12 protein-coding genes are annotated in these 20,957 nt (G+C 43.0%); 7 read left to right on the forward strand and 5 right to left on the reverse strand.

Going from position 1 to position 20,957, the window contains the following annotated elements; all coding sequences use genetic code 11:
- The first annotated feature begins 71 nt into the window (after positions 1–71).
- From GZ78_RS04980 to GZ78_RS04995, 4 genes are all read left to right on the forward strand, one after another.
- Positions 72–935 carry a Mu transposase C-terminal domain-containing protein gene (locus GZ78_RS04980; protein WP_034833217.1) on the forward strand — a complete coding sequence of 288 codons (864 nt, stop codon included), beginning with the start codon at positions 72–74 and terminating at the stop codon, positions 933–935.
- Positions 913–1,959: a TniB family NTP-binding protein gene (locus GZ78_RS04985; RefSeq protein ID WP_034833219.1), complete on the forward strand. Its 1,047-nt coding sequence runs from the start codon at positions 913–915 to the stop codon at positions 1,957–1,959. Before GZ78_RS04980 ends, GZ78_RS04985 begins: the two co-directional genes overlap by 23 nt.
- A 95-nt stretch (positions 1,960–2,054) precedes the next feature.
- The gene (locus GZ78_RS04990) at positions 2,055–3,167 is read left to right on the forward strand and encodes a TniQ family protein (RefSeq protein WP_034833221.1); all 1,113 of its coding nucleotides are present in this window, start codon (positions 2,055–2,057) and stop codon (positions 3,165–3,167) included.
- 19 nt (positions 3,168–3,186) lie between these two features.
- Positions 3,187–5,094: a TniQ family protein gene (locus GZ78_RS04995; protein ID WP_034833222.1), complete on the forward strand. Its 1,908-nt coding sequence runs from the start codon at positions 3,187–3,189 to the stop codon at positions 5,092–5,094.
- 99 nt (positions 5,095–5,193) lie between these two features.
- Here the strand turns inward: GZ78_RS04995 and GZ78_RS05000 are convergent, their stop codons facing one another.
- Positions 5,194–11,625: an NACHT domain-containing protein gene (locus GZ78_RS05000; RefSeq protein WP_034834205.1), complete on the reverse strand. Its 6,432-nt coding sequence runs from the start codon at positions 11,623–11,625 to the stop codon at positions 5,194–5,196.
- A 294-nt stretch (positions 11,626–11,919) separates the two neighbouring features.
- Between GZ78_RS05000 and GZ78_RS28760 the strand changes: the two genes are divergently transcribed.
- The 3 genes from GZ78_RS28760 to GZ78_RS05010 all read left to right on the forward strand — a co-directional run bounded on the left by GZ78_RS28760 (position 11,920) and on the right by GZ78_RS05010 (position 14,837).
- A complete protein-coding gene (locus GZ78_RS28760) occupies positions 11,920–12,237 on the forward strand; it encodes a hypothetical protein (protein WP_051785828.1) in 318 nt (105 codons plus the stop codon).
- A gap of 90 nt (positions 12,238–12,327) precedes the next feature.
- Positions 12,328–13,113: an SIR2 family protein gene (locus GZ78_RS05005; RefSeq protein ID WP_161787308.1), complete on the forward strand. Its 786-nt coding sequence runs from the start codon at positions 12,328–12,330 to the stop codon at positions 13,111–13,113.
- On the forward strand, positions 13,113–14,837 hold the full coding sequence (locus tag GZ78_RS05010; protein WP_034833223.1) for an ATP-binding protein: 1,725 nt from the start codon (positions 13,113–13,115) through the stop codon (positions 14,835–14,837). The genes GZ78_RS05005 and GZ78_RS05010 overlap by 1 nt, the downstream gene beginning before the upstream one ends.
- A gap of 215 nt (positions 14,838–15,052) precedes the next feature.
- Here GZ78_RS05010 and GZ78_RS05015 read toward each other — a convergent pair whose 3' ends face one another.
- From GZ78_RS05015 to GZ78_RS05030, 4 genes are all read right to left on the reverse strand, one after another.
- The gene (locus GZ78_RS05015; protein WP_034833224.1) at positions 15,053–15,601 is read right to left on the reverse strand and encodes a condensin complex protein MksE; all 549 of its coding nucleotides are present in this window, start codon (positions 15,599–15,601) and stop codon (positions 15,053–15,055) included.
- On the reverse strand, positions 15,602–16,891 hold the full coding sequence (locus GZ78_RS05020; RefSeq protein WP_152558556.1) for a hypothetical protein: 1,290 nt from the start codon (positions 16,889–16,891) through the stop codon (positions 15,602–15,604).
- A 152-nt stretch (positions 16,892–17,043) separates the two neighbouring features.
- Entirely contained in the window at positions 17,044–20,022 is a 2,979-nt protein-coding gene (locus tag GZ78_RS05025) for a coiled-coil domain-containing protein (RefSeq protein WP_034833229.1), read from the reverse strand.
- Positions 20,009–20,815: a Wadjet anti-phage system protein JetD domain-containing protein gene (locus GZ78_RS05030; RefSeq protein WP_034833231.1), complete on the reverse strand. Its 807-nt coding sequence runs from the start codon at positions 20,813–20,815 to the stop codon at positions 20,009–20,011. Before GZ78_RS05030 ends, GZ78_RS05025 begins: the two co-directional genes overlap by 14 nt.
- Positions 20,816–20,957 lie beyond the last annotated feature (142 nt).

Consider the following 20,957-nt stretch of genomic DNA (forward strand, 5'->3'; position numbering starts at 1 on the left):
ACTCTCCTGTAAAAACCCCCTGGATAAAAGGGGGGGTTGAGAGTTTTTTTAAAACATTAAACGAAGGTCTCTTGCATGAACAATCAGGAACAACCTTCAGTAATATTTTTGAAAGAAAAGATTACGACTCAGAAAAGAATGCTGTCATTTATTTTGAAAAGCTAGTTGAAATATTTTATACGTGGGTTGTAGACATTTATCATCAGGAAGCTCATAAAGGAGAGTTTGATTTAAAAACGGTCATTCCACAAAAAAGATGGGAAGATTCAGCTGCTATTTTTCCACCAATGTTACCGTCTAAAAACAGCTTTGATATTCTGTTTGGTGATGTTTATTCCAGAAAGCTAACCAAAAAAGGAATCGAAATTCAATACATATTTTATAACTCTCCAGAACTGCATAAATTGAGACAAAAAAGAGGCGATATTAAAACGACTGTAAAGCTTGATCCTGATGATATAAGCAAAATTTATGTTTATGATGAAGTGTCTGATAAGTACATAATTGCATACTCTTTAATGCCTGATTACACACAAGGATTAACCAAGTGGCAACATAAGAATAATATCCGTATGGCCAAAGTGCTGGCTGGTAAAGTTGATGAAAATGCATTGGCCGATGCTGATGCAAGAATCCAGCAGCTTGTACGGGAATGTTATGAATCAGATGGTTCTGTGTCGGCTAAAAGCAAGGTATCAAGATATCTTGGTATGGATAATGACAATCCTCTTGGCAACCCCGTAATAGAGAAAGATGACGATAATGGCTCACAGTCGGAAACTCTTTCAGGTGTAGCTACAGGTCACGAAACAGTTGCAGCCAGTGAGATAACTCCGGCTGAATCCAAAGTCAGTAAGAAAAATAGTACTAAAATAGGATTTGCTATCTCTGATAGGTTGAAGGAGAAAGTCGATGAGCAAAAAAACAGTAATTGAGCAAGATAAAGAATACATTCTTGATCTTTTTATAACCTATCCACCAATTGATGAAATAATTAGTTATATTGAAAAATGTCTTTTAGATTCGAAAGATCGTAATCAGCCATTGTGTCTTCTTATAACCGGTGATACGGGGAGTGGTAAATCTGAAATTGGTAAACAATGTGCTAAATTATTTCCGAGAAATGATGAGGGGATTATATCAAAAGTTCCTTTCCTATACTCCCAAGTTTTTGGCTCTAGTAAACCTAAAGACCTCTCTAGTAAGTTGTTACATGATCTTGGAGATCCAGCATATAACAGAGGAACTGACAAAGACCTTCGACAAAGGGCTATAGATATGCTCTCTGATGAAAATATAGGTAATAAAGGGGTATATCTTGATGAATTTCACAGCCTTATTGATACAGATAACCAGTCTGTGATTTTTAGCACTGGTGAGGCTCTAAAGGATATAATCATTGGCTCTAAATCAACTTTCATTGCTGCAGGAATGCCATGGAGTACTGTGATAATTGAAACTAACAGACAGTTAGCAAGAAGGTTTAAGAAAATAATTAATATCCCATTTATTGATATCAGGAATAAAGATGAATATGATATTTTCACTGACATACTGAAAAATTGCGACGAATACCTTCCTTTTAAAAAAAACTTCCTTTCAGCTAATCATGATATTATCATAAAAATGTTTGCTTGTTGTGCAGGAAGGACTGGAGATCTTTTTGATATCATAAAATGGGCAGCTATCGAGGCATTTTCCAATAATCAAAAAAGTATCACCCTAGAAAATTTAGCATCTGCATTTGATGTTGAGGGAGATTCATTTCTTATTTCTGACAATCCATTCACCACTTCTAACAATAACAATCTAAAAATTAAAATCCTTACTGAACAATCTAAATGGCTGAAGGAGGAAGAAAGAATTCGGGGTGAAAAAAGAATAAGAGATGCTATATTTGAAAATTTCTCAGCAGCTGAAATTCTATCCCCAAGTAAAAAAACAAGAAAGAAGAAATGAAACAGCATTTAATATTCGAGATCTTATACATCTATTGCAATTCAACACTATGTCCAAGAAAACATCTTTAGTTTTACATAGCCGGAAAGTTATTCATGTCTGATTTTCATATTTATTCTGATGAAACTTTAGAGTCTGCAATAATAAGGATATTAAAAGATTTAAAATTGTCTTATAATGTTGCAAAAAAATTATATGAAATTCCATTCCCCCTTCACCAACTTAATACAAAGTACAATAAAAGGACAGAAATTGAAAAATCAATTTCCAATTTTGAAAAGAGATTAAACCTTCCTTGCAGCTCTCTATCTAGCTTGTTACTAAAGCGTATTGACAACCCTACTCCTTCTTACATAGAAAATCGATTCTCCTACACTTACAAGAACAATTCATTCCCTATATTCATGTATAGAACGGAATGCATTCCTATATGTCCTTTATGTCTAAAAGAAAATAATTACATACCCTATTTTCATCATCTCTGTAGCGTAATCATTTGTTTAAAGCATAAAGTTTATCTAGTCGAACATTGTCCAATATGTAAAAATAAAATTTCTTATATCAGAAATGAAAGCATAAGCAAATGCACTTGTGGTGCGCAGCTGCAGAATATCAAAGCAGAAGACGCTTCATCTTTTTACGAAAAAAACCTGTTTATCATAAGAATAAATCTCAAAAATCATGACCCTTACGAATTAATTATGTATTTTTGTATGCTCCACTCTATACCAATAAACAACCAAGATGGCTTATCTATAAAAACCATAAAAAATGCTTATCATTTTCTTTCTGACATCAAGAATAACATTCCAAAAAAAATCACAAGCGATACATTAAAAGCATTAGATAAGAATAATAAAATAAACACTATCCAACTTAGTGAAATAAATGACAGAATCCTGTTCATTCTTGAGCAAACCAATATTAACTTAGAAGCCAAATTTATCCAAAATATGAAACAGTGCATAATTGAAGGCTTAAAGAAAGCTGTAGATATAGCTATGAAAAGGAATACAGTAATTCTCATCAATGAAAATGAGTTATCAGTCCTATTTGATATAAGAAAAGAAAAAATTTTCTGGTTTCACCTTCAAGGTTTTATTACAAGCTTTTTTGAGGTCGATAAAAAAAGCTGTAGATTCAGATGTGATCATGTTTTTTTTCTACACGAGTTAATCTATTTGCACAATAATATTATAAGGGGATAAAAACCTGTCTGAGGCAAGGATGCTACTACTCTCAAGACCTAAGCCCAACATACATGAAAGTCTGCGTGGTTACATCCTCAGGCTATCCCAGGAAAATGGTTATCACACCAATCAGTACATCTTGGAACTGGCCGGTCTCTGTACTGGCAGAAATTATGACACAGCCAGCAATTACGTACTGGGAGATGCCAGCCTAATAAAACTATCAAAGATTACCAATGTACCAATAGAGCAACTCCAAGCCCTGCGCTACGGGCTCAACAAAGAAAAACAGTCCATTATCCATAACCACAAAATCGCCAATGAGTACCTGCGGCTTGATTACCCCAGAGTTTGCCCGATATGCCTGGATACCAACAACATTGCCCTGGCAATATGGGATATTCCGGCCATTACTGTTTGTCCAACGCATCACATCCAACTGTTTGATCACTGTCCAGAGTGTGATACCCGTTTGCGGTGGAACCGCCCCGGAGTCCATCTTTGTCATTACTGTGAATGTGATTTCCGGGATTACACCAGCGACAAAGTGCTGTTAGAAGAATACCGCCTATCCAGACTGATCTATCAGCTGTGTATGAATAAACCAGTACCTATGAGAAAAATTCCTAAACCTCTCTATAATCACAGCCTTGCAGACGCACTGACACTCATAAGTTCAATAGCGATTCTGGATTACCAGCTAACTGACGAATTTCAGAAAAACAAAAAATATCTGTCCCTGAAAGCAGCCCCAAACGATCTACTCCACATACATTACAGCAGAGCCATGAAGCGTCTCGATAACTGGCCAGGCAACTTTTATAAGTTGCTTGCTGAAAACAGACAAGTCCGTAGGAAAAAAGGCAATACCGATGGTATCAGTAAAGAAATTGGAGCTCCCTTCTATCTATTAAAAGCAAACCGTCATAAGGCAGTTTATAAGCCTCTCTGGGATGCCTATTGTGATTATCGCCACAATGCAACTCAGCAAACGATTCAAGAGGCCAGAAAGGCACGCATGGAGTCTGATTCTATCTCCATCAAAGCGGCCGCAAAGGAGCTACAAATTCGTCCAGAGCAACTTCTGAAATTCTGTAAACTCCTCAAGATTCGCTTACAGAAAGGGCCTAGCTTATACCGATTTATATCGAAAGAACGACTTGCAGAGATGCAATCGATATTAGACAAACTCCTTACTATCAGCCAAGCTGCCGACCAGCTTGGTATTACGGTATACCAGCTGAGGAACATGATACACAAAGGTGTCATTACTCCATTCCGTGGCCCTACAGTAGACAAGTCCAGAGACTGGTACATCAATCCTGAAACAATCGAAGCTTTGAAGGAAAGTATTCGCAAAAAAAGTATCAGATCAGGATTCCGCAAATCCCATAAGCTCAACCTCAGGCAGGCTTTAGAACAGGTCTCATATTACAACCTCGGGTTACCAGAGTTAGTCTCGGAAATTATCAAGGGCAAGCTAACCCCTGCTATTTCTGGCAAAGAAGTTAGCTTAGGGGAGCTGGCGTTTTCTCTGGAAGAAATTAAAGCCCTGCGCCCTGATATTCAGTCCGACTCTGAATATTGGCAACCACCTCAGATTCAAAAATTTCTGGGCTGCAAGAAACATGTTGTTTTCGGGCTACTCAACAGTGGGCAGCTTCCTTTGGAAAAAATAAATCTGCCAGGCAGAACCCGTCCTGTAGTGGCTTGTAAAAAGTCAGTCGTTGAACGCTTCAAAAAAATGAAACTCCCTCTGCCTGAAATTGCCAAAAAACTTGGAACGAACTCCCCCAAGGCTATGAAAGTATTATCCTCTAATAAAATCCTGCCTATTTCTGGACCCGACATTGACGGGGGATACTGCTGGTTGTACTCCAAGAAAAAATTGCCAACTCAATTTATCAGGAAGCTAGCAGCAGAGGTAAGTGCTACCAGAAGATGACCGCTCCTCTGATGGCTAGAATGTAAAAGCTGGGTATCTTCCCCTATAGAAGCATACCCAGTTCTGATCCCCCCTCCCTATGGGAAGCCCTTTCTCCTCCTACTTGTTCTTACTAGCAGTCTTAGCCTTCCAATAGCGAAATTCCCCATCGGACTTACGCAAACCAATATACACAGCTCGAAGCTCTGGTCTATCATCATAACTGCGGTATGACTTATATTTGTGAAAATCGATACGCATCACCAGTGCTCGGTTGAGTGTTGCTAAGGCAGAATCCAGCCACGATGAGTTAGCCCAAAGTATGCTACCTTCGTCTTGAAACCAACCACGCTGATGATCATTCTGATCTGGTCGCCATTGCCCCCATACCTGACTCTTCATTGCTTGATTTCCATCTTGGGTAAACCACTTCTGAAAATCGTCACTCGATTTAAAGCCCAACCTTCTGATGATCTCCTTACCAAGTCGCTCCCGCTCCTTCACAAAACGGGTTGCAAATTCATCATTAATGTCAATGCCGATTGGGTACTCTTCAGGACTCCAGATAAAAGGCTCGAATTTACTTTGCCTTATATACAGATCAGGCGTGCCATCCGAGTCAAATCTTGGAAGCCAGATATCATGATCAGGACTCTGCGAGAACGTCTTGCACTGCCCTATGACTCCCTTCCTCAAAGCAAGTGCAGATGAGATGCTTACATGTACACCATCACGAGACCTCCAAGATCCACATATTGGGAAAAATGAATCTGAGCCTTTTGCTATTACCCCAATCTTACGAAGTAAGGTTTCGTCAGCATCAAGAACCTCTGCATCTTTGGAACGAGTAACAAAAAATTCCTTTGCTTGATCAGGCACTTTATCTTTTCGGTCTGCAAGCCAAATACCATTATCACAGTTGACATCATACTTCCTTAGCCAATCAATCCATGGGCATGAATCAATCGGTTCGTAGCTACTCCGAATGACTGATCGGGTTTTGACTAGTGTTGTGGCCGCGTTCAGCAAAGCGTGCCGCTGAACACTGTCACGATAACTTTCATGTCGTTCTGAGCTTGTGTAGTCATAGCGCTCCTGACCATGGAAGTAATCCATGTCTTTTGCCTCCGGCCATCTTTTCTGAATTTCGACAGCAATGGCATCGGTTGCCTCCCCCTCAGAAATTCCGAATAAACGGGCAAGGCTGGAAACTTCATGCTTGTTAAATTCATAGTCGAAGATAAATCCAGTCTTAGAGTCTATAGGTTTGGGCCAACCATTTTCCTCCGCATAACCCTTTGCTGGACAATAGATTTCCTTTTCAAGCTCTCTGATACATCGCGACGATGCAGAAGAACCTGAGATATTCTTCAAACACCTCAATATATGAATCTTATTAATCACATGAATGTCATCACGTACCGCCAGATTTTCAAATCGATCTCGTAAATACGCGAGTGAAGAACCATGATAGAAACTGGCTCTGGATAACCCCATAAGTAACCATTGCTCTGCATTAAGGAATGAAGAATCCATATTTTCAGAGACAAGAGCGTCTACTTTGACCTGGCCGAAGCAACCAAGTAGTGCATCGAGGTCATCGTGAAGATCTAGATCAGCAAGACTTTTGACGCTCCGTGCTGCTGTCCAGCGAGTAAATGCCTTCTCATTGCCAAGAAGATGCCAGGTAATTCGTGCCACTATTGAACTTTGCTTTTCCGTTGGCGAATATACCGACTTGAAAGCTCCCTCTCCGATCTCATCGCCGATTTTTGCAGCTGGGCCAGACAATAAGTCTTCGAGTGACTTTAGGTTAGCTTCACCGGAAGTATAGGGACAAAGAGCTGTTGCGAGCTGAAGCCACTCATCGCCGGTCAGCTCAATTTTTTCCTTAGCGACAGTGTCTAAGACCAACCCCAGAACAAAGTTTCCATCATTGCAAAAATCGATCAGACGTTTTATTTCTCGAAGAGATCCTGTAAACCTCAAATCAAAAAGCTCTGAGCCTCTTGTTTCAAAGATCTTACGGATGAAATCTTTCTTACATGAGGTAATGTGGATCGAAGTCGCCCCCCAAAGCTCGACACTGTCCCTAATTGCTTCAATGGCATCATCGAAATCAAGTTCAACAAGTTCGGCAAGCATATTGATAAATTCGATGCGTTTGTCATAAGGGCATCGTTTACGCAAGCACTCTATGACTCTCTTGTGTACGTTAAAGTTAAAACGACGGTCTTGTCGAACGTTGCGAATAACCTTATCAATGGAATGAGGAGAAGTGATATCACATCCACTTATAATCTTCTCAAAGGCTTCTTCAGCCTCTTTTTGACCATCTTTATCTTCTGACCTTTCAACAAATGAGTGGTTGCTGAAAGAATTCTGACGTTTATTTTCATCGTCTAGCAAAGCGCGAGCTTTTTGGCCTAGAGATTTGATCGAGTTCAAAACACTTTGATCCACAACGCCGGGATATGTCTCGGCTGCCTCTAGAAGGCTATTCCATAAAGACTCTCTCCCCCCAAAGGGGTGTTCAAGTTTTAGTTTCGAGAAGATGGCGTGGAAAATAGCAGACCGATCTGTCGCCTCTGCAACCTCCATAATATCCTTTAGACCATCCCCTATTTTCCAGTTATACCAGCCCTGCTCTTCGCAGAGTAACAAAATGAATGCCGCCCGCCGTGCATCAAGACGACCTATCTTTGCGAGATAACAAACGAACTGCGGCAGTCCGTAAGAAAAATCGGACACATCCTGATCAGCCCATCTGAGAAGTTTGAATAGTGCTTGGCACCCTATGGACTTTGCCGCAGCTTCACCAAATAGTGTCCAGTCAAATTTACTTGGCTCATGTTGAAATATTGTTTGGCAAAGATTCATCAGGCGATGACCGAGCACAGGTTGAAGCCATCCACCATGCTGCTCGGCAGCATATCGCAAGAGGGAGTAAATGATATCGTAGTCATCCCCCCCCATTTGATCGAGCTGTGATAGCCCGTCTCTAAAGTACTGTTGAGCTTCTGCGTGACTTAAAGGCAGAAGGGCTTCAGCAAGCCGAGAATACTGCTCTGCACGCTGGTCAACATACTCATCTTGACGAATAATTTCCGAGATTGACTGCGCGAACAGGCCTGTTTGTTCCTGCAAGTTCTCATGCCGTGCCATCAGAAATAGTGCATTTAGTTTTTCTGATACTGAGAATCGTCCACGGCTAAGTATATCGATAAGAGTTTGGCTGTCATTCTGAGAAACTTTTGTTGCATGTTGCAGGAGTATTTCTGCGAAACCAAAGCCGACATTTTTTACAAGCTTGTCTTGTGCATTCTCGGCACGCCAATGAACATTGGTCCTGAGCTTACCTTTCCACTTCTCAAGGAAATCATGAAAATCATGCTCGTTTATTGTACGCCGAGCTAGAACTGCATCCTGCAAAGGTTCTGCGAGATGACATACCAGCTCAACGCTCTTTGCGATGTTCTCGCATTCATTCCTACTAAATAGGTGCTCTGGTTTATCTTTGTCTTTTCCCCTCTTACGTGAGCCAGAAGGAATATTCTTCATCAGTTCACCGAGAAATGTGGTTAGTTCTGGGCGATTCATGATGGTTTTAGCGACGCGGTTAATTCGAACCTCACGCGGCAAGAGATGATGAAAACGAAGCTTATTTCCAGCAGACCATGCGCTAACACAGGCTCCGAGAATGGGAGACCAGATCCTGAGAGGGCTATGACGTTCTTGATAGTCATAGCTCGACATACGTTCAGTCTTAATTGATCGGACAATATTCAAAGCTGATTGTCGCGATCCGTGAATCAGCGCAGTCATTGCAGCGTCACAGATAAATCCTTGCTGCTTGTTTTCATAGTCATACCCATTGTCAAACACATCACTTTTGATAATCTTTGCATTTGTACTTGTCGCACGGGAGAGCTGCTTTAGCTCACCGCTATTGAGGCATTTTTTACTCGCAAGCAAGGACACCTGAAGTGCAAGAGAATGGCAGTCTTTGCTTGAAGCAAATACGGTGAGACTCCCCAAAATGCGCGTGCCACAAAGTGCCTCATACTGCTTAATGAGTGCGATAACTTGGTGACAAACTGATAAAGCAAATTGAAAATTCAACTTTGCAATGTTGCGGTCCGCCAAACCATAATTACCTTCCAAAATACTGAGAAGCAGAACAGCCGAAAGGTCGGGGGCTGAAGGACCTTCTCTATCCTGCAATTCGTCTTCACGACGGTTTTGGTTGTACCAGTTGATCCATCCTATGGCTCGACTTTGGTGGATCTTTGCTTCATCTCTCTCTTCTTGAAAAGCGAATGCAACAATTAATCGTGCGTCTCTCGCACCACGCCACCCCGAACGGTCCTGAAATAACCGTCGCGATGCATCCTGATCACCGAGACGTACTGACACACCTGGCAAACGGCGTATGAACTCATCGCCTTTTGCATTTGCTGCGGCCACTTGTGCAAGCTGCATGGTTAGCTTTAGTACATGATCATAATCTCTTTCCTTCGCAGCTAGAATAAAGGCCGCATGCAGTCGCATAAGCCGCAGTCTTCTACGTCCATATTCAGATTGGATGCTGTTGGGATATTCATTGGAGGTAGAAAGCCTATAAGCACGCTGAGCATCATTAATCACTACAAGTAAATGCGGGAGTGCTTCAGCCGCATATGCGGAGCTAACTTGACGTGCATTGAGTCTATCAGCGATAGACTGCTGAGCCTCTTTCTCTGTGGCATAGGTTTCACGAATAAATGTTTCCGTCGGTTCGTCCCGGAAAATTGCACCATGCTTGAGCAGCTCAAGCAGTGGCGCAAGATCAGCAACTGCACTGTTCACTTTAGTTCGCGGCCAGCCAAGTGCATCAGCCATTTCATCTAAGGGGATCGGAGGAGGAAGAAGAGATATTGCCACAAAGAATTGCTTGATCTCATCATCGTCCCACCCAGCCAGGTGAAGATCACTCTGAATTTTGTCACAACGCTGTCGGATCAGTTCTTCAACTGTGATTTTTTCTTTTGATATCGAGCCAGAAATATTCTCGTTCCAGCTTGTCACCAAATAGTCCAGAACCCGAGCATTTCCGGCTGAACGTGCCAGAGCAGTTGTAAACTCCAGCTCGTTCAGGTCAGAACGCCTAGTTTCCAAGAAGCGGCGTGTTTCGCCTTCAGAAAAAGCACCGAGCTCAAAACGTTCGACCAGACTCCTGCCGATGACACCATCCATACGGTGGGGTCTTGCTGTTAAAACTATTTTAACGCCATCCACTGGCTCTCGACTCAGGCTTGCCAGGAGAAGTCTTGGGAAAGCATCTTCTTTGCGATGATCAGCTGCAAGCTGTGCATTGTCAGCTGCATCAATAATTACGAGCACACCGCTTTTCGATGATTGATTTTTTACAGTGTTTGCCGCTTGTTCCAGACGCTTTCTGGCCGCCTTAATGAGGGCTTGCCGATCACCATCAGAAGGGAGTTGAGGATCACAGAGACCGCGAGATGCCAGTTCGTTGACAATCTGGAGTAGGCCTATCTTAGGGAGGTGTCTGGCTTGATCCTCTGCTCGGTAGCTTCCGCCTCCAAAGCAATCAAATATCACTGTTTCGAAATTGCTATTCATGTGATTAGCAAGGCTTTGAATGAAGACTGTCTTTCCGACACCACCATCTGCATTAATAAAAACTGAATGCGTCGAATTCTCTATGAGATGTCTGGCTTCGCAAAGTGCTTCCCTTTCTATAACTATGCCGATATCTAAAAATTCTGTGTTTGCGGGAAAGAGGTCTTCTGGTTCACATTCAAGGGAATCCAGAATGTCCTCACGCTTGATAAGGTTATTCCGTTGCCCAGACAAACCAGCCTTTTCTCGAACAAGCTCTTGAAGGCCATGGAGGCGCATGCGTGCTTGACTATCAACACCTGGAGTCCAGTCGCTGAGAGTCTTGTGAAGACTGCTATTTTGTGCTGAAAGGTCACTTGTTGATGCTCTAAATTCGATTAGTTGGCACAAGTGACCAGCGTTTACGTTTTCCTCTTCGCACCATTTCTTCAAGTTTGTATACTGCAGACGCTCAGCTTTTTCGCTTGGTTCTGATCCTTCCTTAAGGCAGCGAATCGCCCCCCAGAGCTGTTCCGAAAAGTCGGCATTTGTTACAAACGAAAATGTCAGCTTTGTATCGACTTCTGTTCGGTTAAACTCTTTTTCATATCCGAGCAAAGTTGCAGCGAATTTCTTTATCGTTTTCTTGAGATACGAAGATGTAACGGGATCTGGGGTGGCTTTGTATTTGAACTGAAGAGTTTGAAAAGCTCGGCACGTTTGAAAGGTGTCGCCTTTTCCAAAATACAAAATAAGGTCGGCAATATCTTCAGCTTCATTACCTGGTTCAGCTGTCTCGTTCGTTGACAGACCTTCAACGGCTATAGCAAAAAGATCATCTTTGGGAAATACAAGCTGTAAGGCGCGACGTGCAGCCCATCGTTCATGAAACGTGTGACCTGCGCGAGAAGCACGCACCGTGTCGATGGAGGCTATTTCTTGGCTCAATTTTCCACCTGTTGTAATAGTAAGTTCCCATGACTGCCCATCCCAACGTATCAGCAACATAGAGGCAAGGTATGCACGAAACTCTTATCCCATGCGTTTGGCAGCCAAATGTTTATAAACAAAGTGCTCCATGAAAAGTCTGAAAATTTGTGATGACTCGTTGGGTTGAGCTTTTGAAATTATCCACATGTTACTAGCAGACGATGGGGGCGTATAGATATCGCTTGATTCATAACAAAAGGAAATATAGCGTTGTCTACTTGAAGTACTTGGGGTTATTTGTAGGGGGATGAGATGAAGTTTCTTTCAGCGCAAACTGAAAAAGTTTGGAAAGATACAATACACGATGATTCAGGTAAGGAGGCTCTCCAAAAAGTTAAATATTTCCTGTCAGAGACCATGAAATGCGAGCACCTTGTTGTGCTGACAGGTCTAGGGACTTCGCTTTGCGTCAAAGGGGCTGAAGATGCAAAATTAGCCCCTACGATGGCAGACCTGTGGAGGGCAGTAAAAAGTTCAGGGGAGGAAGACCTGAAGAGGGTCATGGGGATAGTGCGATACCCTGAGGAACCAAAGGATAATATTGAAGTACTACTCTCCCTATGCAAGTAGGCTCAGGGCTTTATAACAGGGGCAGATGAAGATCTGCTTAACACCTTCGTTGAAAGGACTGAGAAAATTGTTCATCAGATGACCTGTTTTTTGGATTCATCTACAGAGCTGCCTGTTCATGCAGACTTTCTTCGTCGTGTCGCCCGTCGCTCAAACCGTAAGGTCAGGACAAAGATCTTTACCACTAACTATGACAAGTGCTTTGAGCAAGCTGGGAGTGCGGGTCGATTTGTAGTGATAGATGGCTTTTCACATATGCTTCCGCAAACCTTTGATGCCAGCTATTTTGGCTATGATATAGTTCAGCGCGATGAGCATACAGACTCGCCAGATTACATAAGCAATGTATTTCACTTATACAAGATGCATGGCAGTGTAGACTGGACTCGCCACCCTGAGACCAAGGAAATTTCCAAGACTGAAACTCCGGAAAATCCTGTTCTGATATACCCTCGGCATACTAAATATGAGCTTGCATTTGAGCAGCCCTATCTGGAAATGATGTCCGCTTTTCAAGCTGCCATTCGTAAGCCCAACACTGGTCTAATCGTCGTCGGCTTCGGCTTTAATGACAACCACATATCAGAACCAATACTTGCAGCTATGCGCTCCAATCTGAACCTGAAGGTTGTTGTCTGTGATCCTGTACTGGCTCCAGAAAAGGCTCGAAGTGAAGGTGAGAAAGACTGGGATGGTATAGCGAAAACCAATCAATACTTGAAGAAAGTTCAGAGCCTAATCGAAAACGGCGATCCTCGACTGGCGTTGCTGAACGGGACTTTTGAAGATTTGGTTTCGGTCATGCCTGACATTCTCGCAGAAACCGCACTGGAGAAGCATCTTGAGCGAGTAAAGCGAATGGCGGAGGCAAGCTGATGTCATCACTGTTTAGCCCCTTTGATCCAGCCAGAGAAATTGGAACCATTACAAAGGTTTCTGCCAACTTTGCTCGTATCAACCTTCCCTATGCGGCTGAATCTTCGGCTAGACACCACAGCGGCTATCGTTTTGGTGCAGGAGAGGTGGGGGAATTTGTTTTTATTGAGCAGGAAGAAAAAGCCATTTTTGGTCGCATTGTTGAAGTCCATCTACCTGAGGGCGAACGTCTGACTGTAGAGGCTGAGCTGGGGAGAAAAATCACCTCTAACCCTATTGGCTCTGTGCAGATGCTGGCAACGCTGGATATGACTACCAAGAGGGTGCAGCCCGGAATTATTTCCTACCCTCGAATTGGTCAACATGTGTACTCAGCTCACCCCAGTTTGCTGAAGTATATGGTTGAAAGCGGTTCGGGCGAATCACAAAGTTCGATCAAACTTGCGACATTCCCCAGTGCCCAGGACGTAGCTCTAAATCTCAAGCCTGAGACGCTATTTGGAAGGCACTGTGGTGTTCTTGGTGCAACTGGCGGAGGTAAGAGCTGGACTGTAGCAAGGATAGTGGAAGAGATCAGAAGAATTGGTGGTAAGGCTATTCTTCTGGATGCAACTGGAGAGTTCTATAAGCAAAAAGACGGCGTTCGTAGTGTATATCTTGGGGACCACAACCCTTCTCTGGAAGGTCATGATGAAGAAACTGTTGAGTTTGTGTCATTCCCATATTACGAGCTGGAAGAGAGAGACCTCTTTGCTATTTTTCAGCCAAGTGCAGGGGCGCAAGCTCCCAAAATGCGTGAAGCGATTAAGAGTCTAAAGCTAGTGAAACTCCGAGAAGATCTAGCAAATGACGGACAGCTTATCAAAGCAGGGCAGATGAAACGTCCTGTTTTGGATGCGATAAGAGAACACTCAAGTCAGATAAGCTCTACACTTGCTGACTTTGAGATTAGCAAGCTGTCTCAGCAAGTTCAGAATGAATGTGTATGGCCTAATGGTGGTTATGCAAACAACCCTGACCCATCTACATGGGGAAGAACTCATGACGGTGAGGTTGGATACTGCATTAGCTTGATTTCACGGATTGATGCAACCCTGAATTCAGGTCACCTAGACTGCATTTTTAGGCCTGAAGATACTACACCTCTTTCGGGAGTCATCGAGGATTTTCTTGTAGATAGTAGAAATCAGGTATTAAGAATATCTCTGGAAGCAATGCCGTTTGATATGCATGCCAGAGAACTGGTCACAAATGCTATTGGCCGCTATCTGCTGAAACTTGCTAGAGCTGGAAAGTTTCGGACTATGCCATTGGTGACAGTACTTGATGAAGCTCATCAGTTTCTCAACAAGCAGGTTGGAGATGAAAATAACCGTGTCCAGCTAGATGCATTCGGTCTGATCGCCAAAGAGGGGCGAAAATATGGCCTCACTACTGTCCTCGCAACCCAGCGACCTAGGGATATACCAGAAGATGTTCTCAGCCAGATGGGAACCCTGATTGTACACAGGTTGGTCAATGATAAAGATCGGGCGGTTGTAGAAAGAGCTTGTGGAGACTTGGATGCTACAGCAGCAAGTTTTTTACCAAGCCTTGGGCAAGGGGAAGCGTTGGTAGTGGGAACCGAGCTTGCAATGCCTATGACCATCAAGGTGAGGGAGCCTAAGTACACCCCGGAATCTCATAGTGCTCAATACGGGAAATACTGGAGGGCCACGAATTAGGGCCTTTGGCAACACCAGAAGCTGGTGTTGCCAACCTATCTGCGTGCTACACCATAAGCTTGGCTTCTTTCACAATTTCATCAACGGTAAGGAGAATTCCGATGGAGGCATTACTTGATGACTAATCTGGAAGAGAACGTTATTTAGCGTAGCTTGACCTGACAGACACCTTCTACGAAACCAGTAACTGTCAGATCAGGTCTGGATGCTACAGCTTAACTTATTGCACTTTCTGTATCATTCAAGAAATCTGCAGACAAAGCGATTCCTGCATCAGTGAGAACCAACCGTTCACGATGGTTCTTAAAAGCAAGTTGCCTCGCAAATAGAACCTTTTCTATTTCTCGAGTAAAGCTATCTTTCAGGCCTACAGCCTGAAGGATCTTCTGAAACTCTTCGTTCTGGTTGTACTGCTGGAGTGTAGGCCAGTCAATGCCAAGAGAATATTCTGTAATTTGGGAATATCGACATGACATATAAGTCATAGCTCGATGTAACAAGTCAAAAAGTACCATTATCTTCATAGCTACTTCACCGGGCTGACCAGATTCCCCTATTCGATTAACGAAGAAACTGTTACCCATCTGGTTCAACTCATATCCAATGGCTAGATAAAGAGCACTATACTGCTGCCGTGTAAACTCGTTAGCTAATTCATCAAATAAAGGGTTAGGTACTAGTCGATCACCTTGCGCGTTGCTTTTATTGATAAAAGCGCCCTGCATGAAGGTGTCGTATATCTCTTTGCTTTTGATGTTGTCCATCTACACAGCCTTTTTAGCGTAAGCATGAAAAACCTTAGGTCGGTATCCAAGCTCAAAACCTTTGTGTTCTATTTTCTGTGGCTCTGATTCATAGCTTAGAGAGTTCTGAGTCTTACCTTTACTGCTAATATACTCAACAGCTTCGCCAAGCCAAGATAAATCGTAATCTTCAATCTCGTTTACTAGATGTTGATGCAGGAACAAATGAATATCGCCAGTATTGTTAGGTAATTTCAGTTCCTCCAGAGTGATCATCAGGCGTTCAGATTTTCGGGTATCAATTGAAGTGAGATGAGCTTTTGCATCTGGTTTAACCCGTTTGGCCTTCTCCGCTATAGATTCAAGTCTGACACGTAAAAACTCCTGATAACTCTCTAATGCCGACTCTTTGACCCAGTTGACAGGCTGAGAATTCCGGTGGCCATAGGCCTTGAGTAAGCCAAGAATCTTTGCGTCTTTAAAAACTAGATCTGTCGGTTGCAGCAAGTAGCCCCTCTGCTGTCCGCGCTGGTTTTCGCGAACTACATCTTTCAGGCGGTTGAAGCGTTCCTCTGCCACGTTGTAGAAGTGGCGATCTTCTTCATCCATTTTCAGATAGCGGCTCAATTGTTCAGCCACTAGGACTATATCACGACCTAAACTCTTAATATCTAACAGCAACCGGTTAAGAATCAGGGACTGCTCGTGTGCTTTGAACAGATCAAAATGATCAACAATGTTTTTCATCACCTTCATTGGAGCCTTGTTTGATTCACGATGAATGGTGACAATTGCACTGTTACTTGGAGTACGCTTGATATCTAGGGAGGGATCCAGAAACAAAAGGGTTGGCAACACGTTACGTTGGTATAACTGCGAAATCCGATCCATGGTTTCTCGGTACTGCAAATACTGACCGTCAACAGAAAAATCAACCGAGTCGACAATTTTGCTCAGTTGCTCGGCATGCCCCTTTAGCGATTTAACATTGACCCTCAGCTTTGCAGCGACACTGTAGAAGGTATCCCTGACTGCTTCGAACATTTCTTGATAGCTCAAATCGATACTGTGATGGTGACCTACATTCATCGCCATTGCATAAGCTCCATCAATCTGGCTAACGAGTAGGTTGAGATCGTAATCAGAAAGCTCGCGAATTCGCTTGGCCTCGAGCTGACGGAGCAGCCCTTCAACATGAGCATTAAGAGAAAAGCGCCCTTCGTTATAATCAAGGGTTTCAAGCAAATCATTGTATTTCAGATTGTCGAGAGAAAGAGCATCAATGAACTTGTATCTGGCTGCGGCATCCATGCTACTGCTGGCCACAGTCAAAGCATGATCGTATTCAGATATCAAGAACAAAAAGCCACTGGCATGACTGCCTGAACTGTGGCGATCCATAAGTTCAAAGAACAAGCGTTTGTTTTCAAAAATAGTGGCAATGGTGAGATGTGTAGCTGTGCTCATTCAGTCTCACTCTCTGCCATCAGTGGATCTTCCGAAGACTTCTGGGGCTGGCTGTCTCCTTCAATGCGCCTGAGGTATTCCCCATTACTGTGGTATATCGTCGTACACTTCGCGCCGACCTGCTCAGTATCAGTTACTTTTTGATCAAAGAGATAGCACCACTCACCAAGCGTTTTGCTAATATGCATCTGGAAGTGAGGTGTGGCTGCCAACAATGTAAGCCCAACACGTTGCACAATATCGTGCAACGCGGGCAGATTATTCTCATCTATGGCAGCAGCCTCATCGAAGATCACTGGCATTCTCATTTTGAGATCACCAGACGTCAGCTTATCCAGCAGTATGCTCAATACAACAGTGTTGACCATTATGGTCGTACCATTGCTTTGCTGAGTCTTTTCCTGTCGTCCTTTAAATCCGTAAATGTACTCAACACCTGTAACAATGCTCTCAATATCCAGGAGTCCTTTTTTTCGCCCCTTTTGCAGATAGGTATCGCTGAAGTTTCTTAGGCGCTCATAGAATGAGTCGGAGGCCAGTGAGTCCATATCTGTACGGAAATGCGAAACATCATCAATCAGGGTCGTAAAACCTTGATGTTTTTGGATCCTTAGCTCGACGGATTCCAGGTTTGATACCTGAACACCAGAAAATGACTGATTAATCTCATTGGTGAATGCTCCAATTCCGCCATTAATCTGCTCAAGCAGGCTGATCTCTCGAGAAGTATTCGCATTATGCGTTTTAATTCTGTCTGAAAGCTCCTGTTCGTACATATCTAGATTGTGAAATTCAGTGTGTAAACGATTGCATGCCTGTTCAAAATTTGCACTACTCAGATCAACCGTATAAGCCGCGTCTTCGATACCTGAAACAATCTCAGTTTTAACCAACTCCTGAAGCAAGCGAATACAATGATTCCGACCAGATGCCAGGTCAACACTAATGATCTTATCCTGACTCTTCGACTCTTCGTCGATAGCTTCCGCATCCTTTACTGTCGCGGGTGCTGGAACAGCCGTGTGCTCAAAGGCACCATTGATGAGCTGATGACAATTACGCTCAAGTGTGGCAAGGCTATTTTTAAGCTGTGAGTTTGCCTGTCTTGAAATTTCAGCCTTTTGCTTGGTATTGCTGTGCAAATTCTTCTGGGTGCTGATTTTTTCATTCAAACCCATGATCTGGGCAGCCAAATCATTTTTTCTCTGAGTTTCCAGCTCTACCTTTTCTGAGCTGACCTCTAGATTTTCTTCGTTTTCATTGAGTCCAAAAATACTTGCAATTTCTGCAGTAATTTCATCAATCTGTTTTTTTAGCTCTTTCCGCTCATCAGCTTGTTCTATCTCACTCCCCTGCAGGAACTTATTGTCTTTGGATATCTTAAGATCCAGCTCGACACTTTCCGACACCAGCGATTGCTTCCTCATCTTTTGCTCAGAGCGAATAGTTTCTGCACTGTGCTCGGTAAAGAGTACATTCGGTATTGCAACGCCACCAATAGTCAACTGTTTGCCATCTTGCCCCAGTGAGCTGGCAAAATGGCGGCAGGCATCAATAACACTTGGGTCATCAAGTGCTCGAACATGACTGAAACTGGAGTTAACGGAATAAATTAGAGACCCTGTCTGGCTGTCTAGTTCGTCAAGAAGCCCTCTGTCAGAGCTTAGAAGAGTGTCCAGATTTTCTATTTCTTTATGGACTTTATTTTGCCGGGCAATGTTAGCCTTTAGACGAGTCTGGGCACTATCGATATCCCGAAGCGCATCAAGCCTCTGCTCATACTCTCGTTTACACTCTGTCAGATAATTGATGATGTCATGGTGATCACTGCTCTGTACTACAGGCATGTTGGAACGGATGGCGTTCAGCGCTCGATCAACTTTCTTCTGACTGTTACTCACTGCTTCTGAGGCTACTCCGAGAGAAATCTCAACCTTCTTTAACTGATCAGCAAGTAGCTTCTTTTGCTCCCTTAACATCTCAATCTCATTGCCTATATCTTGAAGCTGTTCAACGTTTTCAGTGACCACTTCTGAATGATAGGTCTGCTGATCTAATGCCTTCTGGTACAAAGAACACAAATCCTTGGTCACTTGGGTTTTCAGTGACGCATATTGACGGCGTTGCTCAGTGAGAGCATCCCAAGTACATTTGTTATTTTTAAGCCGCTGTATGTGATCCTGCTTCCCTCTCAGCTCTGCCCGTTCCTCCTGTATTTTCTCAAAATCAATTTCAGACTTGTCTCTGGATGAACTCATGGAGCTGCTTATAACGCTTGCAACTGCTTTGGCCAGACCATTACCTTTGGGAAGTAGGCCAGCGGATAGCTGTAATAATGTCTTAAGAGCGGCAATAGATGAATCAGATGCATTACCGAGAGGAACAAGACAGTATTGGGTGTCACTACGACCAACCTGTACTCGGTTATAAAGCTGTTCTTTCAGCTGAGTGCGCTGGGTCTGTTTTGAGCCCCCAAAATCTAATAGAGCCTTCTGAATATCAGTGAACCCAATATCAAAACGAGGGGCTCCTGCACCATTATTTACAGGGCTTCGCTTGTCCCAAAAAAGGTGTTCAATATCTGCATAAGGCTTAGGTACTGCAATGCGTCCATAGCCTAATTGCTCTCTGCTCTGGTGCAATACAACACAGAATGTATGCTTTGGGTTAACGGCTTCCAGGATGATGTAACTGTCTGGGGAGGGAAAATAATAATTAAATGAGTCTATGCCAGAGTGTTCATTTCCGTTGGACTGAAATCCAAATTTGGAACTGCACTCCTTGAAGTTTACTTCTGGCAGCAGAAAGAGCAGAAACACATGAAGTAAACTTGTTTTGCCATTGTTGTTCCCACCCAAGATAGCAAGAGAAACATCGACGGGGAGCTCTATGTACGCAGCACTGGCTGAATGAACAAGCACAATTTTGTTGAAGCGATATTCTTTGGCATCTGCAAAAGCATCAAGTGTGGCCATAATCCCCTGGCTCCAGTAAATAAATTTCTTGCTCAAGGGTAAGCTCTGCATTAACAAGCTTACCGATGACAGTTGATAGTTTTGGTTCTTTTGTGGCTAATTCTTGGAGCTTTTCGGATTCTTCGGGAGACATGTGGCGAGATGATATAGATAGGTAAACACCTATATCAGTTGGTACAAGAAATTCACCGAAGTTGTTCAGTTTCTTTGCTAAACGTGCCGCAATGGCTAGTCCTTCATAGTCCAAGTCAGGAAGCACATGAATGCGTTTAAATCTCTGGAAAAATTCAATGTGTTGTTTTTTTTCAGCGGCCTTGCCTCCCCCCCAAATCAAGACAAGTGGATCAGATGCATTCAGAGAAAAGGTCTCAATTATAAAGCGGCGAGTTTTGTCACTGTGGAGAAAATTTTCTAGGTTTTCAACTATTACCGCATCATGCCCGAACTCTTCTTCTCTAAAAGGGTAAATCCAGCCCTTTTCACTTAAAGCGGTTGCACATACAGGGTGTTCAGAATACGGAATCGATATATTCAGCAAAGAGGCACGATTCTTAGCATCGTGACTATGACCCGACAAAGCAGCCGTCGCTTTAGATCTCAGGTTTCTCGATGGATAACGCCGGCGCAAGGCTATAAATTCTTTGTGATCAATTATGCTTACAAGAGCTAGTCCCTTCCCCACAGCAGGCACAAGAATCCTTTCTATCTCGGGTGGATTAAAGCCTTCCTTAACAAAAGCTCTTACTAATACATTCCACTTGATGGGCTCTCCGTTTGCAATCAGATCCAGCATGGATGCAATTTTCTGACTCATGTGTCTCGATTACCAAGGTATCAACAACCACCCTATCGTATCAAATGATACGATAAACGTCAAAAAAACGAATCAAATTTTTATTTTTTAACCATTTAATGCTATCTTTGAGACTTGTCTC

The organism is Endozoicomonas numazuensis, from assembly GCF_000722635.1.
Lineage (GTDB): Bacteria > Pseudomonadota > Gammaproteobacteria > Pseudomonadales > Endozoicomonadaceae > Endozoicomonas_A > Endozoicomonas_A numazuensis.